The sequence below is a fragment of the Microbacterium azadirachtae genome (genome assembly GCF_000956505.1).
In the GTDB taxonomy this organism is placed as follows: domain Bacteria; phylum Actinomycetota; class Actinomycetes; order Actinomycetales; family Microbacteriaceae; genus Microbacterium; species Microbacterium azadirachtae_A.
The window spans coordinates 117135-129777 of record NZ_JYIX01000032.1 but is presented as its reverse complement, the minus strand read 5'-3'; the positions used below and the strand labels follow the sequence as shown (position 1 = coordinate 129777).

The 12643-nt window shown below is 70.7% G+C and carries 17 protein-coding genes; 16 read left to right on the top strand and 1 reads right to left on the bottom strand.

All coding sequences use genetic code 11. The features are described from left to right. Window positions 1-54: 54 nt before the first annotated feature. The 14 genes from purL to RS86_RS07715 all read left to right on the top strand — a co-directional run bounded on the left by purL (window position 55) and on the right by RS86_RS07715 (window position 7881). Window positions 55-2382 (top strand): phosphoribosylformylglycinamidine synthase subunit PurL, encoded by a 2328-nt coding sequence (gene purL / locus RS86_RS07775; protein ID WP_045271645.1) that lies wholly within the window; start codon window positions 55-57, stop codon window positions 2380-2382. Between the two features lie 19 nt (window positions 2383-2401). Continuing rightward, complete coding sequence (locus RS86_RS20615) at window positions 2402-2566, top strand: hypothetical protein (RefSeq protein ID WP_160299679.1); 165 nt, start codon at window positions 2402-2404, stop codon at window positions 2564-2566. Between the two features lie 77 nt (window positions 2567-2643). Then, window positions 2644-2967, top strand: coding sequence for a cupin domain-containing protein (locus RS86_RS07770; protein ID WP_045271644.1), 324 nt, complete (start codon window positions 2644-2646; stop codon window positions 2965-2967). Window positions 2968-3005: 38 nt separating this feature from the next. After that, window positions 3006-3356, top strand: a complete 351-nt coding sequence (locus RS86_RS07765; protein ID WP_045271643.1) for a TraR/DksA family transcriptional regulator — start codon at window positions 3006-3008, stop codon at window positions 3354-3356. A gap of 142 nt (window positions 3357-3498) precedes the next feature. Continuing rightward, a complete protein-coding gene (locus RS86_RS07760; protein ID WP_045271642.1) occupies window positions 3499-3927 on the top strand; it encodes an Asp23/Gls24 family envelope stress response protein in 429 nt (142 codons plus the stop codon). Further along, window positions 3924-4115 (top strand): membrane protein, encoded by a 192-nt coding sequence (locus tag RS86_RS07755; protein WP_045271641.1) that lies wholly within the window; start codon window positions 3924-3926, stop codon window positions 4113-4115. Before RS86_RS07760 ends, RS86_RS07755 begins: the two co-directional genes overlap by 4 nt. Beyond that, window positions 4112-4456, top strand: coding sequence for a hypothetical protein (locus RS86_RS07750; protein WP_045271640.1), 345 nt, complete (start codon window positions 4112-4114; stop codon window positions 4454-4456). Before RS86_RS07755 ends, RS86_RS07750 begins: the two co-directional genes overlap by 4 nt. Continuing rightward, entirely contained in the window at window positions 4453-5019 is a 567-nt protein-coding gene (locus RS86_RS19855) for a hypothetical protein (RefSeq protein WP_052680148.1), read from the top strand. Before RS86_RS07750 ends, RS86_RS19855 begins: the two co-directional genes overlap by 4 nt. After that, entirely contained in the window at window positions 5016-5621 is a 606-nt protein-coding gene (locus RS86_RS07740) for a hypothetical protein (protein ID WP_045271639.1), read from the top strand. Before RS86_RS19855 ends, RS86_RS07740 begins: the two co-directional genes overlap by 4 nt. 76 nt (window positions 5622-5697) lie before the next feature. Then, entirely contained in the window at window positions 5698-5937 is a 240-nt protein-coding gene (locus RS86_RS07735) for a CsbD family protein (RefSeq protein ID WP_052680147.1), read from the top strand. Window positions 5938-5980: 43 nt separating this feature from the next. Continuing rightward, window positions 5981-6247: a GlsB/YeaQ/YmgE family stress response membrane protein gene (locus RS86_RS07730; RefSeq protein WP_045271638.1), complete on the top strand. Its 267-nt coding sequence runs from the start codon at window positions 5981-5983 to the stop codon at window positions 6245-6247. A 109-nt stretch (window positions 6248-6356) separates the two neighbouring features. Next, on the top strand, window positions 6357-6932 hold the full coding sequence (locus RS86_RS07725) for an RNA polymerase sigma factor (RefSeq protein WP_045271637.1): 576 nt from the start codon (window positions 6357-6359) through the stop codon (window positions 6930-6932). Then, complete coding sequence (locus RS86_RS07720) at window positions 6929-7549, top strand: hypothetical protein (protein WP_045271636.1); 621 nt, start codon at window positions 6929-6931, stop codon at window positions 7547-7549. Before RS86_RS07725 ends, RS86_RS07720 begins: the two co-directional genes overlap by 4 nt. Next, on the top strand, window positions 7546-7881 hold the full coding sequence (locus RS86_RS07715; protein ID WP_045271635.1) for a hypothetical protein: 336 nt from the start codon (window positions 7546-7548) through the stop codon (window positions 7879-7881). Before RS86_RS07720 ends, RS86_RS07715 begins: the two co-directional genes overlap by 4 nt. 55 nt (window positions 7882-7936) lie before the next feature. Here the strand turns inward: RS86_RS07715 and RS86_RS20945 are convergent, their stop codons facing one another. Next, window positions 7937-9577 carry a LuxR C-terminal-related transcriptional regulator gene (locus RS86_RS20945; RefSeq protein WP_052680146.1) on the bottom strand — a complete coding sequence of 547 codons (1641 nt, stop codon included), beginning with the start codon at window positions 9575-9577 and terminating at the stop codon, window positions 7937-7939. 194 nt (window positions 9578-9771) lie between these two features. Between RS86_RS20945 and RS86_RS20355 the strand changes: the two genes are divergently transcribed. Together RS86_RS20355 and RS86_RS20780 are read left to right on the top strand one after the other, a co-directional pair. Continuing rightward, a complete protein-coding gene (locus tag RS86_RS20355) occupies window positions 9772-10983 on the top strand; it encodes an MFS transporter (protein ID WP_045271634.1) in 1212 nt (403 codons plus the stop codon). Window positions 10984-11366: 383 nt separating this feature from the next. After that, on the top strand, window positions 11367-12632 hold the full coding sequence (locus RS86_RS20780) for a hypothetical protein (RefSeq protein ID WP_200892767.1): 1266 nt from the start codon (window positions 11367-11369) through the stop codon (window positions 12630-12632). Window positions 12633-12643 lie beyond the last annotated feature (11 nt).

The window sequence follows — 12643 nt, the reverse complement described above, 5'->3', positions numbered from 1 at the left end:
CTAACCGCAAGTAGACTGGGTCCTGCCCCGCCTCCCCTCGCTCCAGGAGCCCGCGTGACCTCTCCGAACACCCCCACCGACCACGTCCCCGACTCGGTCGCCAACGCTGAAGCGACTCCGGAGAAGGAGCAGCCGTACGCGGCGCTCGGCCTCAAGGACGACGAGTACGCGCGGATCCGCGAGATCCTGGGCCGCCGCCCCACGTCGGGCGAGCTGGCGATGTACTCGGTCATGTGGAGCGAGCACTGCTCCTACAAGTCCTCGAAGAACTACCTGCGCCGGTTCGGGCAGAAGGTCTCGGACGAGATGAAGAAGCGCCTCATGGTCGGCATGGGCCAGAACGCGGGCGTCATCGACGTCGGCGAGGGCTGGGCCGTCACGTTCAAGGCCGAGTCGCACAACCACCCCTCCTTCATCGAGCCGTTCCAGGGCGCAGCCACCGGCGTCGGCGGCATCGTCCGCGACATCATCTCGATGGGCGCCCGCCCTGTGGCCGTCATGGACGCGCTGCGCTTCGGCGCGATCGACGACCCCGACACGGCCCGCGTCGTGCACGGCGTGACCGCCGGCATCAGCTTCTACGGCAACTGCCTCGGCCTGCCGAACATCGGCGGCGAGACGGTGTTCGACGCCGTCTACCAGGCCAACCCGCTCGTGAACGCGCTCGCCGTCGGCGTGCTCCGCCACGAGGACCTCAAGCTCGCGAACGCCACCGGCGTCGGCAACAAGGTCGTGCTGTTCGGCGCCCGCACCGGCGGCGACGGGATCGGCGGCGCGTCGATCCTGGCCTCCGACTCGTTCGATTCGACGGGCCCGACCAAGCGTCCCGCCGTGCAGGTCGGCGACCCGTTCGCCGAGAAGGTGCTCATCGAGTGCTGCCTCGAGCTGTACCGCGACGAACTCGTCGAGGCGATCCAGGATCTCGGCGCCGCCGGCATCTCCTGCGCCACGAGCGAGCTGGCCGCGAACGGCAACTCCGGCATGCACGTGTCGCTCGACAACGTGCTGCTGCGCGACCCCACCCTGACCGCTGAGGAGATCCTCATGTCGGAGTCGCAGGAGCGCATGATGGCGATCGTCGCCCCCGAGAAGCTCGACGCGTTCCTCGCCGTCGTGAAGAAGTGGGACGTGGAGACCTCCGTCCTCGGCGAGGTCACCGGCGACGGCCGCCTCATCATCGACTGGCAGGGCGAGCGCATCGTCGACGTGGATCCCTCCACGGTCGCCGTCGACGGCCCGGTCTACGACCGCCCGGTCGCCTACCCGACCTGGATCGACGCACTGCAGGCCGACGCCGCGGAGCTGCTCCCCCGTGACAACGACCCCGAGGCGCTCGAGCAGCAGTTCCTCGCGCTGCTGGAGAGCCCGAACCTCGCCGACACCCGCTGGATCACCAACCAGTACGACTACTACGTGCTCGGCAACACCGCCCTCGCCTTCCCCGACGACGCCGGCATGATCCGCGTCGACGAGGAGTCGGGCCTCGGCTTCTCGATCGCGACTGACGCGAACGGCCGCTACAGCCAGCTCGACCCGTACGCGGGCGCGCAGCTCGCCCTCGCCGAGGCCTACCGCAACGTCGCCGTCACGGGCGCGGAGCCGACGGCCATCACCGATTGCCTGAACTTCGGATCCCCCGAGAACCCCGAGGTCATGTGGCAGTTCGGCCAGACGGTCGACGGCCTCGCGGACGGCTGCTTCGAGCTCGGCACCCCTGTCACCGGCGGCAACGTCTCGTTCTACAACCAGACCGGCGACGTGCCGATCCACCCGACCCCGCTGGTCGGCGTGCTCGGCATCATCGACGACGTCTCGCGCCGGATCCCCTCCGGCTGGCAGGACGAGGGCCAGAACATCTACCTGCTCGGCACCACCGCGACCGAGCTGTCCGGATCCGCCTGGGCCGACGTCATCCACGGGCACCTCGGCGGCCTGCCGCCCAAGGTCGACCTCGCCGGCGAGAAGCGCCTGGCGGGCCTGATCGGCGCGGCGCGCGACGAGTGGCTGATCTCCTCCGCGCACGACCTGAGCGAGGGCGGCCTCGGCCAGGCGCTCGCCGAGGGCGTCATGCGCTTCGGCGTCGGCGCCCGCGTGTGGCTGACCGAGCTCATGGAGCGCGACGGCGTCGACGCCGTGACGGCCCTGTTCTCCGAGTCGGCCGGCCGCGTGATCGTGACCGTACCCCGCGAGGACGACGTGAAGTTCCAGGGACTCTGCGAGGGACGCGGATACCCCGTGCTGCGCATCGGCGTGACCGACAGCGCCCCGCAGCTCGAGGTGCAGGACGTCTTCACGATCTCGGTCGACGAACTGCGCGCGACCTCCCAGGCGACCCTGCCGGCAGCGTTCGGCCCGACCGTGGCGGAGCCCGTCGGGGCCTGACCGCCCGGCGAGGAAGCTCATGAACAGCACCCCCGACCCTTCGGCCGGCTCAGGGACCGACGAGGACCTCTCGATCTACAGCACCCAGCGGCAGCGCAGGATCCGCATCACCGCGTGGGTCGTGATCGTCGCGCTCATCCTGGTGGGCGGCGGATCCACCGTGCTCGCCGTGCTGCTCGGCTGAGACGCCGGACCATTCAGGGCGCCGGGGTTCATCTCCGGCGCCCTGCGGCGTACCCTCGGGCAGGAAACGGAGGCGCCATGACCGTCCAGCCCATCGACGTCGCCCTCGACGCGAGCATCGAGGGATTCCTCATCGGATCCCCGGTGAGCATCATCCGCGAGTACGCATCGACGCCGGGATCCGGTCCGCGACTGCACCGGCATCCCTACGTCGAGACGTTCGTGATCCACCGCGGCCGCGCCCTGTTCACGGTCGGCGAAGAGCAGGTCGTCGGCGCGGGCGGGCAGATCCTCGTGGTGCCGGCGCTCGTCGCGCACCGGTTCGAGGTGCTCGACGGCGGCACGTACGAGGCCACGCACGTGCACGCGAACGACCGGTTCGTGACGGAGTGGCTCGAGTAGGTTCCGCGGATGTCGGATCCGGCGGCTACCGTGTCGGCATGACCGCCGACGCCCGTGTGCTGCTCGAGGAGCTCCGCGTGCGCGCCGCGGCGCGGGCCGCCTCGGCATCGCACGCGCTCAACGAGCTCGTGCACGACAGGGAGAGCTCGAACGACGACGACGAGCACGACCCGGAGGGTGTGACCCTGTCGTCCGAGTGGTCGCGGCTGGCGGCGTTGCAGGGCGATGCCGCCGCTCAGCTGCGGCAGGTCGACGACGCCCTCGCCCGTCTGGAAGCGGGCGCCTACGGGGTCTGCACGTCCTGCGGGCGACCGATCCCTCCCGCCCGACTCGACGCGCGCCCGTTCGCCGAGCACTGCGTCGCCTGCGCCGAGCGCCTGGGGCGTTGAGGGCGGCGATCGTGGTCCGCTCACGGAGATTCTGATCTCTCCCGAACTTCTTTGTGACGAATCGGCGCCCGTCTCCGTCATGGAGGTGAGGTCGCAGACAGCGACACGCACGGGGAGTGCGGATCACCGAGGGGGAACGGACATGGCCAACGACATCACCGGCAAGCAGGCCGCGGAGAGCACGGCCGCCCAGGGCGGGAAGACCACGATCGAGGATGCGGTCGTCGCGAAGATCGCCGGCATCGCCGCGCGCGACGTTCCGGGCGTGTACGCGCTCGGCGGTGGAGCAGCGCGCGTCGTCGGCGCCATCCGCGATGCACTGAACTCGACCGACCTCGCCCAGGGCATCGGCGTCGAGGTCGGCGAGAAGCAGGTCGCCGTCGACGTCACGCTCGTCGCGGAGTACCCGGTCTCGCTGCAGGAGCTGGCGGGTGCCGTGCGCGCGTCCGTGTACCGGGCGATGCAGGAGCTCGTGGGCCTGGAGGTCACCGAGGTCAACGTCACCATCAACGACGTCCACATCCCGTCCGAGGACGAGGGCGACGACGGCCAGGAGGCGCGAGTCCAGTGAACGCGAGCACCATCGGCGCCGCCGTCGGTGCGGTGCTCGCCCTGACCTGGGTCGCCTTCGGCTTCTGGGCCTTCCTGTTCGTGGGTCTCGCGATGCTCGCCGGGGTGGGCGTCGCCCGCCTCGTGCGGGGCGACATCGACCTGCACGGGCTGGTCCAGGCGCTGCGCGGGCGACGCACCTCGTCATGAGGGCGGCTGTCGCGCACACCGCGGGGTCGGCGCTGCGCGGACGGACGACACTCACGGCGCGGGCGCTGCATCGCCTCGCCGTCGGGATCGTCACGAGCGCCTACGGGGCGGATCCTCGCGAGGTCACCCTCCGCTGGGACGACGCGGACGGCGGGCTGCACGCCACCGTGACACTTCCGCTGCGGGTGGAGAACGCGGCGGGGCGGACGCTCCAGGAGCAGGGCGCGAGTGTGCGCACCTCCCTGGTGACGGGCATGGCGGAGCGGGCCGGGCGGCGCGTGGACGCAGTGGACCTGCGATTCGCCGGCATTCACCGTGAGGACGAGAGGAGGGTGCGATGAACGAGGGGGATCGGGTCGGGGACCGGCGCCTGCTGCGCCGCGAACTCCGCACCTCCCGCGCGACACCCGCGGTCGTCGTCGCGGTCGTGCTGCTGGGGGCGGCACTCGCCACCGTTGCGGCGGCGATCTGGACCACGGACCCGTCGGGGGCATCCGTGGCCCGGGACGCCGCGGCGACGGTGAGGACGGCCTGGGAGGAGCCGTCCTGGCGTGCGGCGGCCGCCGCGATCGCGGGCATCGTGGGCATCGCGCTCATCGCCCTCGCGATCGGGCCGGGCCGTCGCCGCCGACACGGACGTGGAGGCGCCAGGGTGGAGCTCGTCGTCGATGACGGGCTGCTCGCCGACGCCGCGGCGCAGGCCGTCGCCCGGCACTGCGCGCTGGCCGCATCGCAGGTCTCCGCGACGGTGACGGCACGACGCGTGCGGGTGCGGATCCGTCCCGTCAGCGGCGTGCCCGTCGACAGGGCCGGTGCCGCGGATGCGGCGCGGGGAGCCCTCGAACGGATGGGCTTCGGTATCCGCCCCGTCGTCACCGTCGACGCGAAGGGAGTCGTCGCATGACCTCGTCGAGCAGGATCCTGAACCGCGTGCTTCTGCTGCTGGCAGGGCTGATCGCACTCGTGGGCGCGTTGCTCGCGGCCCGCCCTCTGCTGCCGGAGCGGCTGTTCGCTCCCTGGTGGCCGCCCGTGCAGCGCGCGGTCGACGACGCCTCGCACGCCCTGAACTCCTGGAGCACACCGTGGGGAGCCGCCGACGGTGCTCACGTCGCCGCCGCCGCGGCAGGGCTCATCGTCGCGATCGGTCTCATCGCCTTCCTCGTGACGCGCCGGCGTCCGCGCACCCGCACTGTGCTGCGGTTCGCGGACCGGACCGGCAGCACCGCCGTGGACGAGACGATCGCCGACGCGGTGCTCACAGAGCCGCTCCGGCACCGGAGCGACGTCCTCTCCTCCCGCATGCAGGGCTACCGGATCGGAGGAAGGACTGCCCTGCGGCTCTCGGTCGTGCCGCGATCCGGCGCGGATCTTCCCGCCCTGCTCGCGGAGACGGAACGCGGCGTCGAGGGGTGGGACGTGCTGAGCGGCACGCGGACGCCGGTGGTCGTGCACTTCGCCGATCGCGGCGGCTTCGACCGCCTCCGCTCCGCCACACGAACGAGATGACGGATCCGTCCAGGCACGGACGACCGCCCGCAGACGACCGGCGCCGAGGGCGCCGGGACAGAGAAAGGAATCAGGCATGAGTCTGAAGGACAAGGCTGAAGCCAAGGGACAGCGGCTTCTCGGCGACGCCGAGGAGAGGATCGGCGAGGCCGCCGGGAACGAGGGGCTCGCCGAGCAGGGCCGCGAGCACCAGGCCGAGGGCCGGCTGAAGGAAGTCGCGGCCGAGGTCAAGGAGACCGTCGCCGACACCGTCGAGAAGGCCAAGGACGCGGCGAAGGACGCCGCGGACAAGGCCGGCCGGCTCTTCAAGAAGTGAACCCGCTCCGGCATGCCCGGAGCCGACGAAAGGAAAGCAACTCATGGGATTCCTCGGATTCCTCCTCCTCGGCCTCATCGCCGGGGCGATCGCCAAGCTGATCCTCCCCGGCAAGCAGGGCGGCGGCTGGTTCGTCACGCTGCTGCTCGGCGTCGTAGGCGCCCTGCTGGGCGGGTGGCTGGGCGGGCTGATCTTCCACGTCGGCCTGGAGTCGTTCTTCAGCCTCGCGACGTGGCTGCTCGCGATCGGCGGCTCGCTCGTCGTTCTGCTGATCTACGGACTGATCGTCTGGCGACGTCGCGACGCATGACGCGTCGGCGCGGTGCTCGCTGCACCATGCGCCCACGCGCGACCATGGGGTCGGTGTCGCACACCGACCCCACGGCCGCGCGATACCCGTCTCGAAGGGAGAGTGATCGATGACCGGCCTTGACGACCGACCGGCCCTCGACGTCGCCGACGACCGCACGATCGCCGGCCGGGCCGCCGACGGAGACGTCGAGGCGTTCGCGGTCCTCGTGCGCCGCTACACCCCGTTGCTCCGCGCCTATGCGCGCCGGATCCTCGGTGGCACGGCGAGCGTGGACGACATCGTGCAGGAGAGCTTCATCACGGCATGGCAGCGGCTGCCGGAACTGGATGACATGGGCCGGGTGCGCGGCTGGCTCATGCGGATCGTGAGCCGCAAGGCGATCGACGAGGTCCGTGCGCGACGCCCGCACATCGAGATGGACGCCGCGGAGGGCCTCGAACTTCCCGCCAGCGCTGAAGACCGCCCCGAGCAGAGCGCCGAACGGCGCGCCGAGCTGACAGCCCTCGCCGATGCGCTGCAGGAGCTTCCGGACGCGCAGCGCGAGACCTGGGTGCTGCGCGAGATCGGCGGCTGCACGTACGACGAGATCGCCGAACAGCTGGACCAGCCGGTGAGCACGGTGCGCGGGCTGCTCGCCCGCGCGCGCAAGCACATCATCGTGCGAATGGAGGAGTGGCGATGACCCGTGACGACAGCACAGGCTCGAGCGGCCTCGGCTTCGAACCCGAGGACCTCGACGGCCACAGCATGGACGAGCTGGCGGACTACCTCGACGCCGGCAGGACGCCCGCCGACGCCTCGATCGAGTCCTCGCCGGGCTGCCGCATCGCGCTCGACGCGCTCGAGCGCCTGCGCCGGCTCGGCCCTGCGCTGCTCGACCAGGACGCCGCGGCCGAGCCTCAGGCGGACGAGAACTGGGTCAGATCGATCATCGACGGGATCGCGCGCGATGCCAGGGCCGGTCGCCGCATCCCGTTCCGGGTCGCGGAGCCCGATGACGATCTCGGCATCACGGAGGGGGCCGTGCGCGGCCTGATCCGTACGGCCGGAGACGCGATCCCCGGAGTGCTCATCGGGCGCTGCCGGCTGGACGGCGACCTGACCGTTCCGGGCGCCCCGATCGGGGTCCGCGTGGAGGCCAGCGTTCCGTACGGGCTGCCCATCGCCCGGCTCGCGGAGCGGCTGCGCACCGAGATCGGCGACCGTCTGCGCACCCACGCCGAACTGAACATCTCCGGCATCGACATCGTCGTGCACGATGTGAGAGATCTTCCGAGGAGCGGAGGCGACAGGCGATGAGCGAAGAGGAAGCCGCCGAGCTGGCGGCGCGCATCGAGAAGGATCTCCTCGCCGAGCCGGGCGTATCCGTCGTCTACCCCGCGTCCGGTGCCGGGTTGCTGCGCGAGGCCGCCGCGAACCTCCTGGGCTCGGGCGACACGGGACCGCGCGTCGCGATCCGCGCCGGAGATCCGCTGCGGGTCGACGTCGCGCTCGGTCTCGACCAGGCGCGGCCGGCCGGAGAGACCGCGCGCGCCGTGCAGCGGATGATCCGACAAGCCGCCGCCGGTCCGGTGCAGATCCGCATCACGGTCGCCCACCTGGAGGTGCCCCCGGAGTCGAGCGGGGGCTGAGTTCACGACGGTCGCCGATACGCCGCACTCGTGCGGCGTATCAGCGGCAGAGCCGTCAGAGTTCGCCGTCGTGCAGGAGGCCGCGGCCTCGGGCTACGGCGATCGCGTCTTCCCTGTTGGTCACTCCGAGCTTGCGGTAGAGGCTTCTGACCTGGGACTTGACGGTGTTCGAGGAGACGTAGAGAGTCGACGCCACGGCTTTGATCGATGAGGTGCGGACGAGTTCGCCGAGCACGACGGCTTCGCGCTCGGTCAGGTTCGCCTCGTCTTCCCCGTGCAGCAGGAGCGATCGCGCCGGAAGGTCCTGAGCGATGTCGGCGCGACCGGCGTCCGCGAGCGCTCTTCGCACCCGTTCCAGGTCGGATGGCGGGATCAGCACGAGTGCCAGACGCTGACCGCTGTGCTCCAGCACGGCGGCGAGCTGGAGAGCAAGCCTTGCGCTCCGCGCCGACGGCGCGGAACGCAGAAGGGCGGCCAGTTCGATCGTCAGCCGTTCTGCCTCCGAGCGGGAGGAGAGCCCCACGCCGGCGGCGCGCCGCGATTCGCCGAGAGCCGTGTCGATGCGCCCGAGCACCAGAGCGACACGCGCCCGCTGGATGTGCGCGTCCGCGTCGGAGCCCGGATCGTGACGGAGGGCGACCGAGGCGGCATCGGCGTCGCCGAGGGCGAGATGGATCACTCCGCGTATGCCGGCGAGCCGATGCCGGGACGCGACGGATCGTCCCTCGGCGCCCCGCCTCGCGACGAACGCGTCGAGCCGCGCGATCGCCTCCCCCGGTCGCCCGTCGACGAGCTCCGTCCAGGCCTCGACGATCGCGATCTCCACCCAGAACTCGATCGTGTCGGGGTCGTTGACCATGCTCGCCAGATGCTCGCGCGCCGTGGCGGTATCGAAGCGCTCGAGCGCGATCATCGCTTCGGCCAGGCGGTAGAAGGTGCCGGGATACATCGATCTCTGGACGTCCGTCCAGGAGTCTTCACGCGCGAGCTCGGTGTATCGCGCGGCCAGCCCCATGTCGCCGCGGAACGCGTGGATGCCCGCCAGCATCGAGATGTTCGAGAACCCGTTCTGCGGGCGCTCCGGCGCCGCTTCGGCGTAACCCTTCTCCAGCGTCCCGAGCGCTTCGTCGACGTTTCCCGCGCGGTAGAACGACGTCCCGATCTGGCTGTAGATCCGGGGGACGTCACCGACCTCCTCGCGCTCGGCGTCGCTCAGGCCGTCGAGCGCGCGCACGGCCGCCCGCGCGGAGCGGAGCCCGAGGCGGGGACGGCCGAGGAGGCGATATGCGACCGCCTCGCTGGCGCGGATGAGAGCGCGATCGATCGCGGGGAGCTCGCGCTTCCTGCCATGCGCCGCCCGCAGGACGGAGACGAGGATGCGGGCGGACCTGAGGCGGTGGTGCGGGAGGCCGTAGAACGACAGTCCGTACGCGAATCCGAGAAGCGGACGACTCTGGAGGTCGGACTGCGGCATGTCACGGAAGAGGCCGCGGAGCTCATCCGAATGGGCGGCGATCAGCGCGAACCAGTCGGCCCGGAGCAGATCCATGACGGCGTCGTAGTCCTCGATCGCGACGGCGTCCGAGATCTCCTGCACTGTCGCCGGCACGGCCAACCCGGAGTGATGCCGGACAGGATCTTCCGTGCTGCTCGTGTCGCTCGTCTGTCCGTCTCCCAGAGCCGGCGTGCTCTCCATATCCGATATTCTGCCGGAGTCGTCGCACCCCGACCGACAGCGGGCGCGGCGCCATGCTCCGCACGCCGGAGCGCCCGCCCGATCATGCCGCCCAGGCCAGAGGCGGGCACTCCGGACGAGAGACCGTCATGAACCATGTCGCGGGAGAACCGCTGCCCCGTGATCGCCAGGAAGCACCGGCCGATGAATCGCGGATGCTCGGCCTTCAGGCGAACCTCGCGAAGTTCTTCCTGCTGGCCGCCCTCGTTCCCCCGGCGACCGTGGCGATCGCGCGACGAGCGTCGGAGATCGAGGGAGCGGACGCCGCCGCAGGCTGGACGGCGGCCACCATCGCAGTCGGCTCCGGCAGCGCGATCGTAGGCGCGCTCCTCGCAGGGCGGGCCGCCGACCTCGGAACGCGATCGGCCCGCAGCCGCTGGTGGGTGCTCTTCGGTGGAACGGCGCTGGGGGTTCTCGCGCTCGCGTGGATGAGTCTCTCCCGTTCGGGATGGGAGCTCGCCGTCGGCTGGGGCCTGGCACAGGCGGGCCTGTCGGGAGCGATCGCCGTGTCTCGGGCTCTGCTGACGCACGTGCCGGCCATTCGGCGAGAGCGGAGCGCGGTGGTCATGATCGCGGTGTCGTCGGTGGGGCTGCTCATCCCCATCGCGTTGTTGATGCTGCTGCCCGGATCGGCGTGGGGGACGTCGATCTGCCTCGCGCTGTGCGCCGTGGCCGTGGTCGCGATCGCATTGGCGCGGACCCCTGCGCCGGCAGATGTTCAGCATCACCCGAGGACCTCCGCGCCCGCCCCCGAGTCGGAGCCATCGGCGGCGCCGCGGATGTCATGGGGCGCCGTGCTCGTGCTCGGCTTCAGCTCGCAGGTCGCCCTGTCGGCGTACCTGACCTACCACCCGCTGGATATCGTGACGCGTCTCGGTCTCGAATGGGATCAGGCGACGCAGGCGGGGACCCTCGTCCTGGCCCTGGCACTCCTCGGCCTCGTCGGAGCATCCGTCGTCATGCTGATCTTCCCCCGCATGCTGGGACGCACGCTGCCCCTCCTGACCATCGCCGGTGTGCTGCTCGTGTCGGGATTGGTCCTCCGGGCGATGACGACCTCCCTCGCGCTGCTGGCGATCGCGGGCCTTCTCAGCGGGATCGCGATCGGCATCAGCACGACATTGCTCTTCACCGCAGCGTTGGCGCTCACGACATCGGAAAGGGCGGGCTGGAGGCTGGGCGTGTACAGCGCCGTCATCGGCATCGGCTCGCTCATCGGTCCGTCGCTCGTCCTCGGGGCCGTGATCGCGATCAGGGGCGTTGCGGACTACTCCGCACTGTTCCTGCTGCTCGCCCTCATCCCGTTGAGTTGGATCGCCGTCGCACTCACGGCGATCCTCCGCCCGCGACGCACAGGAGCACGGTGATCCGGCCGAACGTCCAGCGGCGCATAAGGCCCGTCGCAGAGGCGCGGTGACCCCTTTTCACCCCCGTTTCACCCCGGAATCCGTCGCTTCCTCCGGGCTGCTCGGACAGTCTGTTCAGTATCCGATACCTGCCGAGCGCGGGAGTGCGGCAGCTCCGCCGGCGTGAGCGCAAGACGTTCATGACCGATTGCGGTGTGCGATCCTCGCGCCTGCTGTCCGCGCCGTGAATCCGGATTCCAGAGCGCAAAAAACGAAGGAGACATGCCGAGATGCTGCAAGGACGTGCAGGCGAATCGCTGGAGGCCACGGACGACGGCGGCGCCGTTCGGAACGGACGGATCAGTCGGCGCACGATCGTTCGGGGCGCGGCATGGAGCGTCCCCGTGATCGCGACCGCCGCCGCCATGCCGCTGGCTGCGGCGTCCGTGGCCGCACCGGCCCTGAAGTTCGTCAACGGCCCCTACACGGCGACCGGGTGCGGGCCTCTGGGCGATGTTGTTCTGAATCTGACGTCGAACGGCGCGACGCCCGACGCCGGAAAGACCGTGACGGTCACGCTCCCGGCTGGGCTGCGGTGGGCGGATGGGTCGACCACCCCTAGGTCCTTCTCTCCGACGGACGCGACCGGCAGCATCACCATCCCCTCCGGACAGATCCTCGGCGCATCCGCAACCAGCGCGGTGCTCACCGCGACGTCCAGCACCGGCGCCACGGCAACGGCCCCAGTGACCGTCACCCCGAATCTCGTCGCACGGGACTGGCGTGCCGGTGATGGCACGATCGTGACGTTCGCGAACCCGGCCGCGACGTCGGCCGGGTGGAACTTCTTCTTCGGCCCCGGCGGAAAGCTGTATCACGGTGACACGCTGATCGCATCGAACGTCTCCAGCGCCGTCGGCGACACCCAGGGCGATGCGACCAACGGGGTGTTGGACGGCGTCGCGTACGTCGACGAGAACGGCGTCGCACACATCTGGAGCTGGGATCCGGCGACCAACGCGATCAGCGCAACCGCCCTCACCGGCGTTCCCACGGGGGCGCGCGCGGTGGGCTGGAACTTCTTCCTCACCCCGGCCGGCGGGCTCTACCACGGCAACGACCTCATCGACACGGGCGTCACGAGCGCTATCGGCGAGCAGATCATCGGCGCCGAGTCCGTGACGTACGTGACGAACGGCCAGGCGCGGATCTACTTCATCAACCCCGCAGATCCCTCCAGCGCGATCCAGCGCGACTTCCCGGCCGTCCCCAACGGCGCAGGAGTGAAGGCGGTAGGCCACAACTTCGTCCTCACCGCGGGCGGAGACCTGTACCACAGCTCGGGTGAGCTGGTCGGGATCGGTGTCAGCGCCGCCGTCGGCGACCAGCTGGGCGACCTGACCACCGGAGCCACCGACGGGGTCTCCTTCATCGAAGGCGGAGTCGCCAAGTCGTACCAGTGGTTCCCCGACGGGTCGACCCCCATCACGACGACGTTCGCCACCGTGCCGGCGGGTGCCACCCCGGTCGGCTGGAGCTTCTTCCTCGCCCCCGACGGCGGGCTCTTCCACGGCAACGACCTCGCGGCGTCGAACGTGGTCAGCGCGGTCGGCGGCGAGTTCACCGCCGGCGTCGACGGCGTCACCTACGTCGAGTCCGTCGCGTGCTGAAGCCCGCAAAG